We start from the raw sequence: 15,014 nt of genomic DNA, 5'->3' as shown, positions 1-15,014 counted from the left end.
GGAACATGCTTGCACAAGGCGCTGACGCTTCGGACCGCGCAGTCCCGTTTGCGCCGGTGAAATACCTTATTTTTCCGGCGCTTCAGTTAGTTGCGCTGGTGACCGTGGGTCTGGGCGAGGCATTTCTGTGGATCAGCCCGGTCCTGTTCGTGGTGCTGGCCGTGATCTGCGACTGGATCCCGGACCGATCCCATGTCACAGACCTGTCCAGCCTTGATCGCTGGGGCGCGCCGATCCTGTATGTTTCGGCTGCGTTGCAGGTTGGTTTGGTCATCGGCGTGCTGGTCCTGTTGGGGCAAACGCCCCTGTCCCTTGGCACTCTGGTCGCGGCGATTGCCACGTTGGGGGTGTTCACCGGGGCCGCTGGCGGGAACCTGTCGCATGAATTCATGCACCGGCTGACTTGGTATGATCTGACCATCTCGCGGCTTCTGAGTGCGCTCAGCCTGCATTCCACGATCACCATCGATCACATGCACACGCACCACCGCGAGGCGACCCGGCGCCACGACCCCGCCTCGGGTACACGCGGTCAGGATTTCTGGAGCTTCGCGGTCAAATCCTTTTGGGCCAGCAACGTGAACGCCGCGCAGGCCGAGGCCACGCGGTTGGGGCGGCGGGGGCAGCTGGTGATCAGCCTGCGCAATCGCGCGCTGCGCGGGCATCTGTTCGAGGCGCTCTATCTGTTCACAGCGCTTGCCCTGGCCGGGCTTCCCGGTCTGGCCGCCGCATTTGTCGGTGGCGTGATCGGGATCTTTCTGATCGAAGGCTTCAACTATGTGGCGCACTATGGGTTGATGCGGTCGGATACCGGACCGTATGAGGCACGCCATGCCTGGTCGTCGCGCCGCGCGATCAGCTCGGGCTTTGCCTTCAACATCACCCAGCATTCGCAGCACCACCTGCACCCCGGCTGGCATTTCTGGGAAATCGAAGCGCAGGCGGATCACCCCCGGCTACCGGTCGGTCCCAGCGTGTTGTGCGCCATCGCGGCCATCCCGCCGCTGTGGTTCTGGTTCATGAAGCCGCATCTGGCCCGGTGGGACCGTGACTTTGCGACCGAAGAAGAACTGGCACTCTTGAAGCAGCTTTAGATCATGACCTCACAGTCGATGCCAACGTCGGCCAATTGGCTGCAGATCGCGGCAACGGGGGCATCATTGTCGGCAGGCAGGTTCAGACTCATATATACCCGTCCGTGCGACTGGGTCACGATGCAGGACGTCAAGGCAGGGGTGTTCGAGCCCGAGCCGATGCAAGTCGCCCCTGCAAGACCCGCAAAGCGATGTGTGCGGATCGGGGGCACCACCGAAAAACTGAGGCTGGTCGGGAAGTATTGAAAGCTGCGCGCGGGGTAAAGGGCTGGCAACCATGTGGCCAGCTTGCGGTGAAGCGGCAGCCCGGCGGTGATGATGTCGTAAAGCGAAAGGCGGCGTTTTTCGCGGGGCTGAAGTTTCCGGTCGCAGCAGCGGGCTAGTTGGATCAAGTCCGCATCTGGTCGCAGAACCCCTAGGCGCATTCTGAACTGGATCGAATGATCATCGAGGCCTGAGCGCAGTTTTGGCACTTCGGAAACGGCCACCGGGCAGGGCAGGCGAAGGCGCATCTGCACAGCACCGCATCCGCTGTTCACCATGCTGGCCATCAAGAGCCCCTGCCAACTGACCCCAGCCGCGCCGCTGGCCGCGCGCAGGCTTTGGCGATCAACCGACAAGATCCGCCGCGCGAACCGGTGGCGTGGCCGGGCCAGCAGTGGCGCAAGACCAATCTGCAAGACCCCCAGGGGCAATGTAAGAATGGCCAAAGTGCCCCGTTTCAGCCGGGCCGCGTGCGTCGGCGCAACCCGCTCACGCGTGGGCGTACCCAGCTTCAGCACGTCGATGCCTTCGATGGCGGCATGCGGCGCCGAGAAGAACAGGAGCGTTTCCTTTCGGGTTCGTGATGGCACGACGCTACAGTGAAAGGTCGGCTTCAATCCTGGCGTGAAAGGCTCAGCCAGGTCGGCAAGCAGTCCGGCAAGCGCCCGGGCAAAGTCCTGTGGCGGGCGCAGGTCCAGCAGGTCGTCGGTGTTGCCTTGCCGGGCGTGAAAGCTCTGCGATCGAGCCAGATCAACCTCACAGCTTAGCCGGGGGAACACCGCCATAAGCTCATCCAGTAACCCGGCGACCTCATCCGGCGTCGGGTGTCCGGGCACGACAAACGCCATATAGGCGATGTGGTGCGAGCGGTTCAGGAACCACTGAATGTTGCTCAGGCGCGTCGCGCGCATTGCCGAACCTCGCGGGAACACTGGGCCAGGTAAAGGCCCCATCTCGTCCGGGTATATCAGCTGTCCACCGGGCTTCCATCGCGCAACTTGGCGCAGGTCCGGTGCTCAGGTGACCTGACGCAGGGCCGTGTCCAGCTTGTCGGTGATCTCGCCGATATGGTCGTGGGTCATGATGAAGGGCGGGGCCAGAAGAACGTGATCACCCTGCACGCCATCGCGTGTGCCACCCATCGGGTAGCAGACCAGCCCGGCCTCGAACGCAGCGGCCTTGAAGCGCGCGGCGGTCTTTCTGTCCGGGGGCAGGGGCGTTTTCCCGGCCCGGTCGGCGACAAGTTCCATCCCCAGGAACAAGCCCCGACCGCGAATGTCGCCCACATGGGGGTGGTTGCCAAAGCGATCCTCCAGCGCGCCCTTCAGCGCGCGCCCCAGCGTCTGAACCCGTGGCACCAGCCCGCGATCCAGAATGGCGCGCGTCACCGCCAGGGCCGCTGCGCAGGCGACCGGATGGCCGATATAGGTGTGACCGTGCTGGAAATACCCGCTGCCCTCGGCGATTGTGTCATATATTTTGCGGGTGCACAGCATTGCGCCGATCGGCTGATACCCGGCCCCCAATCCCTTGGCGATACACAGAATGTCCGGCGCGACGTCGTCGCCGTCACAGGCGAACAGATGCCCGGTGCGCCCCATGCCGCACATGACTTCGTCAAGGATCAAAAGCACGCCGTATTGGTCGCAAATCTCACGGATACGTTTGAAATACCCTTCAACGGCCGGCACCGCGCCCAGCGTCGCGCCGACGACGGGTTCGGCCAGGAAGGCCATGACCGTGTCGGACCCCAACCGCAGGATCTCGTCCTCCAACTCCTGCGCCACGCGCTGACCATAGTCAAAGCTGCTCTCACCCTCGGGCCGTTCGGCATATTCATAGCAGGGCGCGATATGGGTGATGTCGATCAGGATCGGTTGAAACTGCGCCCGACGCCATTGGTTGCCGCCCGCCGCCAGCGCGCCCAGCGTGTTCCCGTGGTAGCTTTGGCGCCGCGCAATCACGTGGCGGCGCTGCGGTTCGCCGCGCTCAAGATGATATTGTCGGGCCAGCTTCATCGCGGCCTCGGTCGCTTCGGAGCCGCCAGAGACGAAATAGACCCGGTCCAGGTCGCCGGGAGCATGTTTGATCAGCAGATCCGCCAGCTCCTCGGCCGGGTCGGTGGTGAAAAACCCGGTATGGGCAAAGGCCAAGCGTTGGGCCTGATCCTGCACCGCACGGATGATCTCGGGGTCGCCGTGACCCAAACAGGACACCGCGGCGCCACCCGAACCGTCGAAATACCGCTTGCCGTTCGCGTCGATCAGGTAACAGCCCTCGGCCCCCACGGCGGTGGGGGGCGGGGTCGCGATGTTGCGGGGAAAAACGTGGCTCATGGCATCACCCGTCGCGGTTGGAACCCGGCCCTTGCGGCGGTTTCGACAAAGGCCGCGACCGATGCGGCATTGTCAGGGTAGGGCGTGCCGTCGGCGGCGATGGTGTTGTTTTCAAACCCGATGCGCGCGTGGCCGCCGGTGTTCAAAGCCGCCATCAAGCAGTCATGTTCTTTCGGGCCGAAGGCGCAGACCGACCAGGTCAGGTCACGCGCGCCAGGCACGGCCAGGAACGGGGTCAGATCGTCCGGGGTGGCCACCTGATGTTCGCTGTAGCGGCCAAGAACGAACAGCACCCGGCGCGACCGTGGCGCGATCAGCCCCTGATCGAAATACTGGAGCAGAAGCTCCAGGTCGGCCGCGTCATAGAGGATGTGCTGCACGTCCGTTCCGTTTGCCTCGACCACCTTATATGCTTCGGTCAGAAGGTCCGGGCGGCGGGTTATTTCACGCAAGGCAATGCTGGCATCCGGCGCCTTCACAGCGCGCAGGCATTCGATCTGGGTCGGGACATCGAAGATGCCCACCGCTTCGGTCGACATCTGCACCCGGATCGGCGTGCGCTGCGCCACGGCAGCAATGGCCTTGTCATACAGGTTCGCGTCCAGTGCATGATGCCCGTCGGCGTCGCGCACGTGCAGGTGAATTGCCCCCGCGCCCGCAGCGGCGCAGGCGGCGGCAGTGCGCGATAGCTCCTCGGCCGTGCAGGGCACGGCGGGGTGATCAGCTTTGCCAAGGCGTGCGCCGTTCGGGGCGACCATCAGGTCAAACGCGGTTCCCATTCGGATCTCCGGTGGAGGGGTGGTTTGTCGTTCGATTTGGAAGTGAATTACAATTTCTGTCAATCGCGCAGAAAAATAACATATGTTATTCGTTGTTGCGAAAGGCGAATCAGCATGGATCCGACCCTGAAATCCCGACTTGTGGCGTCATTGAAGGACGAAATCGCGCATCTGGCGCCGCAATTGCGCACCGCTGCGAAATACGTGATCGACCACCCGTCCGATTTCGGATTGGATTCCATTCGCGAAAGCGCGCGCAAGGCGCAAGTCAGCACCTATACCTTTGTTAACATAGCGAAAACGATGGGGTTCGCCGGTTTCGAGGAGTTTCGCCAGCCGTTCCGTCATGCGCTGGTTTCAGGCGGCTTCGACGCGGTTGCTCCGGCCTGGTTGGACGATGTGGCCACAGACACGCCGCTGGCCACGACCTATGTGGACGCGGTGAAGAACACGATGTCGATCGTTGATCGTTCGTTGGAGCGTCAAGTGATCGAGGAATTGGACGCGGTTGCCGATGCTCTGACCGCCGCGGATCGGGTCTATCTGACCGCTGTGCGCTCAAGTTATGCGATGGCGTATTACCTTCACTATGTCGGGCGGATGGCGCTCCCCAGCCTTCACCTGATCCCGCGCCACATGAATTCTGCAATCGATGATCTGAACGAGGCGGGGCCGGGTGATGTGCTGATCGCGATAACCATCACGCCTTATTCCCGCGAAACCATCGAAGCGTGTCGGTTTGCCAAGGAAAAAGGGGTGAAACTGGTTTTGATCACCGATAGCGAGGTCGTTTCGCCCGAGCTTGCGCCGGAATTCAGCCTGGTCGCCTCGGTGCTGAGTACGCACCATTTTGGCTGCTTTAGCGGCATGATGGCGGTGATCGAAACCCTGATCGCGCTTCTGATGCAAAGGGGTGGGGATGCGGCGCGGGCGCGAATCAAATCCTATGAAACCTTGCGGAAAGAGAACAACGCCTATTGGGTGGCGCAGAAAAAACATTAGTTTTTTCGTGACTCCGTCCCAAACATTTCAGAACCTTCACGCACAAGCGCGATCCCAAAACGCGCTGAATCGAATGGGAGTGATTCATGAAATATACGAAAATCATCGGCGGCTTTGTTGCAGCTGCGGCGATCTCGCTGGGCAGCGCAGCCTCGGCGGCTGATCAGCAATTCATCTCGATCGGGACCGGTGGCGTCACCGGCGTTTATTACCCGACCGGCGGTGCCATCTGCCGTCTGGTGAACAAGTCGCGCAAGGAGCACGGCATCCGCTGTGCGGTCGAAAGCACCGGCGGCTCGGTCTACAACATCAACACGATCAAGGCCGGTGAGCTTGAGTTCGGCGTGGCCCAATCCGACTGGCAGTACCATGCCTACAACGGCACGTCGAAATTCGAGGACAATCCGTTCCCGGAAATCCGTGCGATGTTCTCGGTCCACCCGGAGCCTTTCACCCTTCTGGTGCGTGCCGACAGCGGCGTGACCAAGTTCGAAGAGCTTGTGGGCAAGCGCGTGAACGTGGGTAACCCCGGATCCGGCCAGCGTGCGACGATGGAAGTCGTGATGGGCGCCTTCGGTGTGACCATGGACGATTTCGCGCTGGCGACCGAATACAAAGGGTCCGAGATGGCCAAGCAGATCTGCGACGGCAACATCGACGCGATGATCTATACCATCGGTCACCCGGCCGCGGCGATCAAGGAAGCCACCACCACCTGTGACGTGAAACTGATCTCGGTGAATGGTGAGGGGATCGACAAGCTGGTCGAAGAGAACCCGTATTACCGGACTGCAGTCATCCCGGGCGGCACCTATGCTGGTAACCCGGACGACACCCGCACCTTCGGTGTTGGCGCGACCTTCGTGACCTCGGCCGATGTGTCTGATGACGTGGCCTATGTCGTCGCCAAGGCGGTTCTGGCCAACCTGGACGACTTCCGCGGTCTGCACCCGGCGTTTGCCAATCTGGATGCCGCGCAGATGATCAAGGACGGCCTGTCCGCTCCGCTGCATCCGGGCGCCGAGCGGGCCTATAAGGAATTGGGCCTGATGGACTGACGGCGCGTGCCGTTTTCCAAGTGACAAGAGCGCCAGCGCATCGATTTCGGTGCGCTGGCGTTTTGCAAAAAGACTGTGTGAAAGACTGAGGGGCGTAGGATGACCGAGACAGAACTGAAATCCGCCGAAGACATGGTGGCCGAGGCTGATACCGGGGCGCGGCAAGCGGGTGCGTTTGCAACGCGCCTGATCTTCTGGCTCTGCGTGACCTGGTCGGTCTTCCAGCTTTATATCGCCTCAAAAGTTCCGGGCATCGTGGCCCAGGCCACCGGAATCAACGATTTCGCCAACATCGTGGCGCAGGCGCGGTATGTGCACCTGGCCTTTGCACTGGCCCTGGCCACGCTGGCCTTTCCGATCTTCGGCCATCGCCACAAGATCCCGCTTTATGACTGGGCGTTGCTTGTGGCCGGGGTGTCGGCCTGCCTGTATCTGGTCGTGTTCCGGTTCGAGATCGCCGACCGTCCGGGCCTGTGGACCACGACAGATATCGTGATGTCCGCTATCGGCATGGGCGTGCTTCTGGTCGCCGTGTTCCGGTCGCTGGGCCTGCCGCTTGTCATCATCGGGTCGCTGTTCCTGGCGCTGGCGTTCTTCGGCGGCTATTCCTCCTGGATCGGCTCGATCACCAACTATGGTGGCGCGTCCTTCTCAAAGGCGATGGGCCACTACTGGATGCAGACCGAGGGCGTGTTCGGCGTCGCGCTGGGCGTATCCACGACGATGATCTTCCTGTTCGTGCTGTTTGGCGCGCTGCTTGAGAAAGCAGGCGGCGGCAACTGGTTCATCAAGGTCGCCATCGCGCTTCTAGGTGCCCTGCGGGGCGGGCCTGCGAAGGCGGCTGTTCTGTCGTCGATGATGACCGGCATGATTTCGGGGTCGTCCATTGCCAACACGGTAACCACCGGCACATTCACCATCCCCTTGATGAAGCGTATCGGCTTTTCCCCCGAAAAGGCCGGCGCGGTCGAGGTGGCCTCATCGACCAACGGTCAGCTGACCCCGCCCGTGATGGGCGCCGCGGCGTTCCTGATGGTCGAATATGTGAACATTCCCTATATCGAAGTCGTGAAACACGCCTTCCTGCCGGCAGTGATTTCCTACATCGCACTGCTGTATATCGTGCATTTGGAAAGCCTGAAGCTGGGCCTGCAGGGTTTGAAAAAGCCGGGCCGTCATATCGGCGTGGTGATGATCATGGTGTTGTTCCTGACCGGCTTTTTGGGCATGGCGGTGATCACCTTCGCCGTCGTCAGCTTCCGCGCGATGCTGGAGCCGATGATGCCCGGCGCAACGGTTTATCCGGCGCTGGTCCTGCTTGGCGCGGCCTATATCGCGCTGACCTACATGGCGTCGAGATTTCCGGATATCGAGGTGGATGATCCCAACGCGAAGGCCGTCAGCGCCCCGCGTTTGACCCCGACCTTCCTGGGTGGTGCTTATTATGCGCTGCCGATCTTCGTGCTGGTCTGGAACCTGATGGTGCGCACCGAGCATCTGGACCGCCTGTCCCCTGCGTTGTCGGCCTTCTGGGCGACCATTGCGATGGTCGTCGTGTCGATGACTCATCGGCCGCTGAAAGCGTTCTTTCGCGGCGAACACCACATGGTAGAGGAGGCCCGCGAAGGCGTGCGCGACTTCATCTCTGGCCTGGAAAGCGGCGCGCGCAACATGATCGGGATCGGTGTCGCCACCGGTGCGGCCGGTATCATCGTCGGCACGATTTCCCTGACCGGCGCACACCAGATCATCGGTCAGGTGATCGAGGTGATCTCGGGCGGCAACCTGATCATCCTGCTGCTTTTGGTTGCGGTTCTGTCGCTGATCCTGGGCATGGGCCTGCCGACCACGGCGAACTATATCGTCGTGTCGTCGCTGATGGCGCCGGTGATCGTGTCGGTGGGCGCGCAGTCGGGCCTGATCGTGCCGCTGATCGCGGTGCACATGTTCGTGTTCTATTTCGGCATTCTGGCGGATGACACGCCACCGGTGGGCCTTGCGGCCTATGCGGCTGCCGCGATTTCACGTGGTGACCCGATCAAGACGGGTCTGGTGGGCTTCAGTTATGACATCCGAACCGCGCTTTTGCCGTTCATGTTCATCTTCAATACCGACCTGTTGTTGATCAACGTGGGGCCGGTGAAGGCGGTTTTCGTGTTCTTCGTGTCGCTGATTGCGATGCTGCTGTTTGCTGCCGCGACCCAAGGCTATTTCATCGCGAAAAGCCGCAAGTGGGAAACCGCGGTGATCCTGTTGATCGTGTTCACCCTATTCCGCCCCGGATATTGGCTGAACCAGTGGCAGGACCAGTACACCGAGGTGACCGGCCCCGCTGCGATCACGGCGTTGGGCGATCTGCCGGTGGGCACGCCTGCACGCTTGCAGGTTTCCGCGCCAGATTTCGACACCGGTATCGTCGGCACCACCACGGTGGTCCTGACCCCCGAAGCCGAGGGCAGCGGCGAAGAGCGGCTTCAGGCCGCAGGTCTGGCCGTGATGGAGAACGATGGCATCCTGCAACTGGACGAACCCTTCCCGGGCACGCCGTTCTTCGACATTTTGGCGAATGACTATGACTTCTATGGCGATGAACCGGCTCAGATCGCCTCGGTCGCCATTGAGAATGATCGGATGCCGAAGGAAATCTTCTTCATCCCTGCATTCATCCTGCTGCTGTTGATCGTCGCGCTGCAAAGCCGCCGCGCAACCCAGCCAGCGTTCTAGGAGGGCGTGTGATGTTCAAGACCGTACTGATACCCGTTGACGTGACGATCCCCGAGGAAACCCAGAAGATCCTGGCGACAGCCAAAGGCCTGTCGGCGTGCTGGGGCAGCGAACTGCATGTTGCCACCATTGTGCCCGATGTCGGCATGGCCATCGTCGGATCTCATTTCGACAAGGGGTTCGAGGAAGAGAATCGGCACCGCGCCCATGACGAATTGGACGCGGCCCTGGCCGAAGCTGGGATCAAGGCCGAAACCCATGTGATGTCGGGCACGGTTTATGACCGTGTCATTGCTCTGGCCAATAAGCTGGATGCCGACCTGATCGTGTTTGGTGCCAGTCGGCCCGAGTTGAAGGATTACCTTCTGGGATCGAACGCGGCCCGCCTGGTGCGGCATTCGAACCGCTCGGTTCTGGTGCTTCGCGACTAACGGTTTCGCAGCGGTCACAACTTGGTAGCGCTTGGCATCATGGCTTTGGACGCGAACTGACGCGTGATGTCCCGACGCTGCGTGAAAGTGAGCGGCAAGTGGATGATGCGCTGTGGGAGGACTACGGGTTCCCCATACCGCTCCGGTCGTTTCTGCAGTTCGCCAAGGGGTGACTTTCGGCCGGCGGTTCCTGTGGGCCGACCTGACGGCGTGGTTCGCAGGAAGCATTGGAGTTGAACCGCAAACGGGGACTGGTTGAGGTTGACTGGTCGACTGTCACAGGCGGACTAGCCTTGATGCGTCAGTCCTTGCGCCGAAGATAGGCGCGCGCCTGATCGCGGCTTTCAAAGATGTGGGAGCGGTGCTCGGCAAAGACCTGCCCCAGTTTCATCCGCATGAAGGCCGACCCGGAATAGCGGGTGACATTGCGGTAGTATGCTGACTCAAGCCCGGCCACCATGCGGGCCCAATCGCCAGTCAGGTCTTCGTCAATTCGGAATCCGTCATAGTTCACGATCACGTCTACCGGCCCCGGCGCAGCCTTGCAGGTGTCGGCCACGGCGCGGCCAATCTGGTCGACTTCTTCCAGGCTACGCACGCGCATCTTTTCGAAGTTCAGAAATAGCTGACGCGCGTCCGTGTCCATTGCGATCCGGTCCGGCAGGTCGAGGTGCAGAAGATCCGTGCGTAGGTTCATCTCACCGGGCAGGAACAGGCGTGGGTCCATCTCGGCAATCTCATCGATGATGGGGCGGGTATCCATTTGCGCCAGAATGTCCCGCTCCAGGTCGATCCCCGGCGCGATTTCGGTCAGTTTCAGGCCGTCTGTTGTTAGCTCGAACACGCAGCGTTCGGTGACAAAAAGCACGGGCTGCCCCAGCCGGGCCGCGCGCGGGCCCGAGAAGGTGACCTGTTCGACCTGCTCCAGGAATTTGCGCGACGTGCCTTCGCTGCGGATTGTCATGCGGCCGTCGTTGATGTCGACCGTCAACCCCTTGGCGGTGAAGGTGCCGGCAAAGATCACGTTGCGCGCGTTTTGCGAGATGTTGATGAAGCCGCCCGCGCCTGCCAGCCGGGGACCGAAGCGCGACACGTTCACGTTGCCCGCCGTGTCCGCCTGCGCCAGCCCCAGGCAGGCCATGTCCAGCCCGCCGCCGTCGTAAAAATCGAACTGGTTGTTCTGCGCGATCACCGCGTCGGTGTTCACGGCAGCGCCGAAGTCCAGCCCCGATGCGGGTTGCCCGCCCACCACGCCAGGTTCGGCGGTCAGGGACAGGTGATCCAAAAGCCCCTCCTCGGCGGCCACGGCGGCCACACCTTCGGGCATGCCGATGCCCAGGTTCACTACGCCATTCACCGGAAGCTCAAAGGCGCAGCGCCGGGCAATCACTTTGCGGGCGTCCAGCGGAAGCGCCGGAATCTCGCCGGTGGGCGGGCGGATGCGGTTGGTGAAGGCCTGTGAAAAGGCAGTTTTGTAGGTTTGGACGTGGTTCTCCGGGCGCGCCACCACCACCGCGTCCACCAGGATGCCGGGAATGATCACGTCGCGCGCGGGAAGCGTTCCGGCCCGCGCCAGGCGTTCGACCTGGACGATCACCACGCCGCCCGCGTTCTTCACTGCCATCGCCTGCGCCAGGTTGTCGAGGATCAGCGCCTCGCGCTCCATCGTGATGTTGCCGACCTCATCCGCTGTGGTGCCGCGCAGCAGGGCGACGGTCATGCGCTGGGCTGGATAGAACAGGAATTCCTCGCCGTTCAACTCGGTCAGTGTGACCTGGTCCTCGGTGCTGATGTCGTTGATGCGCCCTCCGCCGTTGCGTGGATCAACGAAGGTCTCAAGCCCAACGCGCGACAGCATGCCCGGCTTGCCCGCCGCCACGTCACGATAAAGCTGGCTGATGCAGCCCTGCGGCAGGTTCCAGCCCTTGATCTTGCCCGCCACCGCCAGGGCGGCGACTTTGGGCGCGAGACCCCAGTGCCCGCCCACGACGCTGGCCAACAACCCCTCATGCCCCAGGTGGTTCAACCCGCGGTCGCCCCCGTCGCCTTGCCCGGCGGCAAAGATCAGCGACAGGTCGCGCGGGGATCCGGTCTCAAGGAAACGTGCTTCGATCGCCATGAGAAGTTCATCGGGCACGCCAATCCCGACAAAGCCAGATGTGGTGAGTGTGTCACCATCGTTGATCAGGGCGGCGGCGTCGGCGGCAGAGATAACCTTACGTTTCATGACAGTATTGTCAGGCAGCCGGGCTGCAACCGTCAACAGCGTAACTCAGCCGCAGGGAAACTTGTCGTTGAGGGCTTCAAGAATGGCGTCACCCACGGGCATGTTGCCCCGTTTTCGGAACGATCCGTGAACCCACTGCGCAAAGGCGCGGCGCACCTGATCGTCGCGGTTCGCATCCGGCAGGCAGATCTTTTTGCCAAGGTCGGACAGATCCACCGCCGCCATGAAGCCGCGGATGAAACTGACGCACTCAAGTTCGGCAATGAACCCGTCACGGGGGTCGTTGTCCGCCTCCTGACAAGGTAGGAGCAGGTCCTTGGCCACAGTTAGATCGGGTACGGTCTGGGCCTGAAGCGGGGTGACGGTGGCCGTCGCCAATGCGCAGGCAAACAGGATGGGGGTCACATTTCGCATGGGGTCTCCTTGGCGCAAAGGTCGGCGCATGTCTCAGGCGATATTCAACAGGTTGTGGTGGAAAAGAAAAGGCCCGGCCGGGTGTAGATCCGGCCGGGCCCAGGTCTTTCATGCTGTCCGACTACTCGGCGACCGGGTTGGTCTCAGCATAGGCTTTCAAAGCCGCGTCCAAAACGTCCTGGTGCTCTTGGTTGGTGACAAAGCCAGGTGAATTGACTTTGCTCCAGAGCTCTTCGTTGGTCATGTTCTGGTGGCAGCCCATGCACAGGCCGGTGCGTTCCATCTTGTCACGCATCTCCTGCGGCAGCGGGCCGGTCAGCGGCCAGTGCGACCCGACGGTCACGAGCTGCTTGCCATCCTCGGTCACGATCCGGCTAAGGTCGTGGTCGAGCGACGGGATCGGCTGCGACTGGAACTGGCTCTGCTGCGGGATGATTTCACCCGTTGCAGTTTCCAGGTCGACAACAAGGCCGTCCTGATACCCAGCCATGAAGCGGCCACCCATGATCCCATAGCCAAGGGCTTTCGGGTTGTTGTGGCAGCTTTCACACTCGCGCGCCTGACGCCCGGCCGTGTGCGGTTGCACTGCAGCGTGGTCCAGGCCCTTGGTGCCACCGGCGTCCGGCGTCATCCAGGTCTCGTTGTGGGCGACAGTGTTGCCGTCCTTGTCGATGACCGTCGTGATGACCTGGCAACCCGGCATCAGCGGGCTCACGCGACCTTCGCCGTTGATCCCGAGGGTCGGCTCTTCCCAACGCAGGTAGGAGCGCGTCTCGGAGACCTTGCCAGGAGACGTCAGGCCGTTGGTGCCAAGCTCGTTGTCCGGACCAAGACCGTTCGCGCCGATGGCGTTCGCGTTGTTGATCCAGTCGACGTCGGTTTTGCCTTCCGAATAGTCCACGGTGATGTGGCAGCCATAGCACTGCGGGGCCCAGTCAGCGTGGCATGCATAGCATTCCATGCTTTCCATATGCGACCCGACCTGGCTCATCGCGACCATGGCGTCCGGGGACTTCCACGTGTTGTCGATTGCCAGCTGCTTGAGCACCGGAACCTCGAAGTCGAGACCGGATGCCGAGTGCATGATGACCTTGTCACCGTTGCGCACGACGTTGCCGAAGGGGTTGCCGCGAGCGGTCAGCAGATAGCCGTCAGTGGCTTCGTACTCATACCCGAAGGTATAGGACTCGTCGTTGGTTTCTTCCGAAACACCACGGGCAACGTCCGGCAGCTCCATGCCATGCTCTTCGCCATAGCCCAGCGGCAGTTCCCAGGGGAATTGCGCGACGGTGCCGTGACAATCCTCACACTCGATTTCCACCTGCGCCAGCGTGGTGCCCGGCAGGTTGCCGTCGCCATGCATGTCGATCGTGGTGTGGCAATCCTGGCAAAGCATGCCGCCTTCAGGGTTGCCCGGCCGCGACTCGGTCGAGTGGTGCAGGTCGTCCTTGATGTACAGGTAGTTCTTAGTGTGCAGCTTGGGCTGCTTGCCACCTGTCTCGCTGTAGGGCGAGCCATAGGGGAACTCCATGATACCCTGGTAACTCACGCCGATCCGCTTGCCGCGGTTGTGGCAGGAGTTGCAGGTCTCGGACGGAATGCCGGAGTAGCTGACGTCGCCAACATGCACGACACGATCACGCGTCGCTTGCATCTGGTGGGTCAGCAGCTTGCCGGGCTGGTCCTTGGCAATCGTGGGGTCGCCGCCTTCGTACAGGCCTTCGTTCGAGTAGGGAACGTGGCAGGACGAACAACCGGTGCCGCGGTAATCACCGCGCTTTTCACGACCCGTCACACCAACGTGGCAACGCTGACATTGTTGGCGCGAATAGGTGATGCCGGCCATGTTCGGGTGTTCGGCGATCGCGTCGACGTCCACTTCGGGAACCTGCTGCATCGAGGTCGGCATCTGTTCCGGGTGCGCTTCGGTGAAGGCTACCATGTAGTCCTGGTAGGCCTCGGTCCCAACGCTGGGAACACTGCCGTCTTCGTCGACAAGGTCATAGTTGCCGTAAACCGACTGGTGCGTGTCGATGACGCCCCAGGACCACAGGTTGCCCTGCAGTTTGCCGGCTTCGGTGTTCATGAGGGACAGTTTCAGGCGATCGGCATATCCGTCGTGACATTGGCCACAGGTCTTGTTGGCGATCCAGACCGAACCGGGGTCCGGGAAGAACATGTCAGGTCCGCTTTCGGCCAATTCGGCCGGGGCACCCTGGTGCGCTTCTTCGGCGGTCAGGCCTTGCGGGTTGCCACCGTGACAGGTGACACAACCGCCCGGGTCGCCATAGTCATGGCCGATGGTCATGATCTGTTCCATCATGTCGCCGGTCGTAAATTGTTCGATACCATCGTGGCACGACAAACAGCCTTTTTCCGCTGCAACGACCGGATCGACGGATTCAGGCACATCCTGCGCCGCCACGTATGTGGCAGTGCCGAACAGGAGCGCCATTGCTACCAAAATCCGTTTCACTGTGAGACTCCTCATTGAGCATTCATCGGCGCGAACGCACCGATTCCAAGCGACAGTAACAAGGGCGTGATCGGCGCGGCTCTGACAATTGTCAGAAACCGGCGGGTTTTTGGGGTGGCGGTTCCACGGTTCGAGTCAAGAAACCGAAACGAACGGCAGGTTGATCTGAGTCAACGACAAACGCCCGAAGCATCAGAAAATGCCCGCGA

11 protein-coding genes are annotated in these 15,014 nt (G+C 61.8%); 5 read left to right on the top strand and 6 right to left on the bottom strand.

The window, feature by feature from the left end; genetic code table 11:
• Nucleotides 1-5 precede the first annotated feature (5 nt).
• Nucleotides 6-1,094 carry a fatty acid desaturase gene (locus MN188_RS09695; RefSeq protein WP_242108652.1) on the top strand — a complete coding sequence of 363 codons (1,089 nt, stop codon included), beginning with the start codon at nt 6-8 and terminating at the stop codon, nt 1,092-1,094.
• Here MN188_RS09695 and MN188_RS09690 read toward each other — a convergent pair.
• The 3 genes from MN188_RS09690 to MN188_RS09680 all read right to left on the bottom strand — a co-directional run bounded on the left by MN188_RS09690 (nt 1,091) and on the right by MN188_RS09680 (nt 4,473).
• Nucleotides 1,091-2,269: a hypothetical protein gene (locus tag MN188_RS09690; protein WP_242108650.1), complete on the bottom strand. Its 1,179-nt coding sequence runs from the start codon at nt 2,267-2,269 to the stop codon at nt 1,091-1,093. The genes MN188_RS09695 and MN188_RS09690 overlap by 4 nt on opposite strands.
• A 105-nt stretch (nt 2,270-2,374) precedes the next feature.
• Entirely contained in the window at nt 2,375-3,694 is a 1,320-nt protein-coding gene (locus MN188_RS09685; protein ID WP_242108648.1) for an aspartate aminotransferase family protein, read from the bottom strand.
• Complete coding sequence (locus MN188_RS09680; RefSeq protein ID WP_242108646.1) at nt 3,691-4,473, bottom strand: beta-keto acid cleavage family enzyme; 783 nt, start codon at nt 4,471-4,473, stop codon at nt 3,691-3,693. Before MN188_RS09680 ends, MN188_RS09685 begins: the two co-directional genes overlap by 4 nt.
• A 114-nt stretch (nt 4,474-4,587) precedes the next feature.
• Between MN188_RS09680 and MN188_RS09675 the strand changes: the two genes are divergently transcribed.
• The 4 genes from MN188_RS09675 (at nt 4,588) to MN188_RS09660 (ending at nt 9,688) form a co-directional block, all read left to right on the top strand.
• On the top strand, nt 4,588-5,475 hold the full coding sequence (locus MN188_RS09675) for a MurR/RpiR family transcriptional regulator (protein WP_242108638.1): 888 nt from the start codon (nt 4,588-4,590) through the stop codon (nt 5,473-5,475).
• Nucleotides 5,476-5,561: 86 nt separating this feature from the next.
• On the top strand, nt 5,562-6,533 hold the full coding sequence (locus MN188_RS09670) for a TAXI family TRAP transporter solute-binding subunit (protein ID WP_242108630.1): 972 nt from the start codon (nt 5,562-5,564) through the stop codon (nt 6,531-6,533).
• Nucleotides 6,534-6,632: 99 nt separating this feature from the next.
• Entirely contained in the window at nt 6,633-9,257 is a 2,625-nt protein-coding gene (locus MN188_RS09665) for a TRAP transporter permease (RefSeq protein WP_242108627.1), read from the top strand.
• An 11-nt stretch (nt 9,258-9,268) separates the two neighbouring features.
• On the top strand, nt 9,269-9,688 hold the full coding sequence (locus tag MN188_RS09660) for a universal stress protein (RefSeq protein WP_242108626.1): 420 nt from the start codon (nt 9,269-9,271) through the stop codon (nt 9,686-9,688).
• 301 nt (nt 9,689-9,989) lie between these two features.
• Here MN188_RS09660 and MN188_RS09655 read toward each other — a convergent pair whose 3' ends face one another.
• The 3 genes from MN188_RS09655 to MN188_RS09645 form a co-directional block, all read right to left on the bottom strand.
• Nucleotides 9,990-11,915 (bottom strand): acyl CoA:acetate/3-ketoacid CoA transferase, encoded by a 1,926-nt coding sequence (locus MN188_RS09655; protein ID WP_242108624.1) that lies wholly within the window; start codon nt 11,913-11,915, stop codon nt 9,990-9,992.
• A 45-nt stretch (nt 11,916-11,960) separates the two neighbouring features.
• Nucleotides 11,961-12,329: a Rap1a/Tai family immunity protein gene (locus tag MN188_RS09650; RefSeq protein ID WP_242108622.1), complete on the bottom strand. Its 369-nt coding sequence runs from the start codon at nt 12,327-12,329 to the stop codon at nt 11,961-11,963.
• 121 nt (nt 12,330-12,450) lie between these two features.
• Entirely contained in the window at nt 12,451-14,805 is a 2,355-nt protein-coding gene (locus MN188_RS09645) for a hypothetical protein (RefSeq protein ID WP_242108620.1), read from the bottom strand.
• Between the last annotated feature and the right edge of the window lie 209 nt (nt 14,806-15,014).

Source organism: Aliiroseovarius subalbicans, assembly GCF_022678625.1.
Taxonomy (GTDB): domain Bacteria; phylum Pseudomonadota; class Alphaproteobacteria; order Rhodobacterales; family Rhodobacteraceae; genus Aliiroseovarius_A; species Aliiroseovarius_A subalbicans.
The sequence above is the reverse complement of the archived record's forward strand: the minus strand, read 5'-3'. Positions and strand labels throughout refer to the sequence as shown.